Raw genomic sequence first — 1,071 nt, forward strand, 5'->3', positions numbered from 1 at the left:
CGCGAAATCCACATCGTGCCGGAACTGCCCAAGACCCGCAGCGGCAAGATCATGCGCAGGCTGCTGCGCGATGTCGCCGAAGGGCGCGAGCTCGGCGACACCTCCACGCTGGTCGATCCGGGCGTTTTCGAGGCCATTCGCACCGGGAGCAACTGACGCGCACCGGCCGGTGACCTCAAATGTCACCGGCCGGGTCCGTTAGGATCGAGTAAAGGTGTGCCGGGAAGTCTGGTCGGCATGCGGTCGTGAATCCGAGTCGATGAGCGCCCGCAGTTCCGTCGACCTCTGCCGGAAGGCTTGCCCTTGATCACGCGCGTCCGCTCCGAGCTCACCCGCTATCTCCGCACCGAAACCGTCGGCGGTGCGCTGCTGCTCGTGGCCGCCGCGGTGGCCCTGATCTGGGTGAACTCGCCGTGGGGCGCGAGCTACCAGACGATGATCGGCACCCACCTCGACATTCCCGCACTGCACCTCGACCTCACCCTGGCCGACTGGTCCAAGGACGGTCTGCTCGCGATCTTCTTCTTCGTCGCCGGGCTCGAGCTCAAACGCGAGTTCGCCGTCGGCGAGCTACGCGACCCGAAGCGGGCCGCGCTGCCGGTCGTCGCCGCGGTGGGCGGTGTGATCACCCCGGCCGTGATCGCGCTGGTGGTGGGCCACGGCGTGCCCGGCATGGACAAGGGCTGGGCCATTCCCGTCGCCACCGATATCGCCTTCGCGCTCGCGATCCTGGCGATGACCGGTTCGCGGATCCCCACCAGTGCGCGGGTGTTCCTGCTGAGCCTGGCCGTGGTCGACGATCTGCTCGCCATCATTCTCATCGCGGTGCTGTTCACCGCCTCGCTGTCGTTGCTGTGGCTGGCCGCCGCCTTCGCCTGCTGCGGGGTGTGGGCACTGGCCCAGAAGCTGCGCCTGCACACGCCGCTGTTCTACATTCCGGTCGCGCTCGTGTGCTGGTACGCGCTGCACGAGGCGGGCATCCATCCGACGCTGGCCGGCGTCGCACTCGGGTTGCTCACCAGGGTCCGCAAGGATCCCGGCGAGAAGATCGCGCCCGCGACGCACCTCGAG

The 1,071-nt window shown here is 68.3% G+C and carries 1 protein-coding gene; it reads left to right on the forward strand.

Annotated features, from left to right (window positions below; all coding sequences use genetic code 11):
* Positions 1 to 303 precede the first annotated feature (303 nt).
* A partial coding sequence (locus tag ACFWF3_RS36945; RefSeq protein ID WP_379318909.1) for a Na+/H+ antiporter NhaA occupies positions 304 to 1,071 on the forward strand: 768 nt, incomplete at its 3' end.

It is taken from the genome of Nocardia sp. NPDC060220, from assembly GCF_042727815.1.
Lineage (GTDB): Bacteria > Actinomycetota > Actinomycetes > Mycobacteriales > Mycobacteriaceae > Nocardia.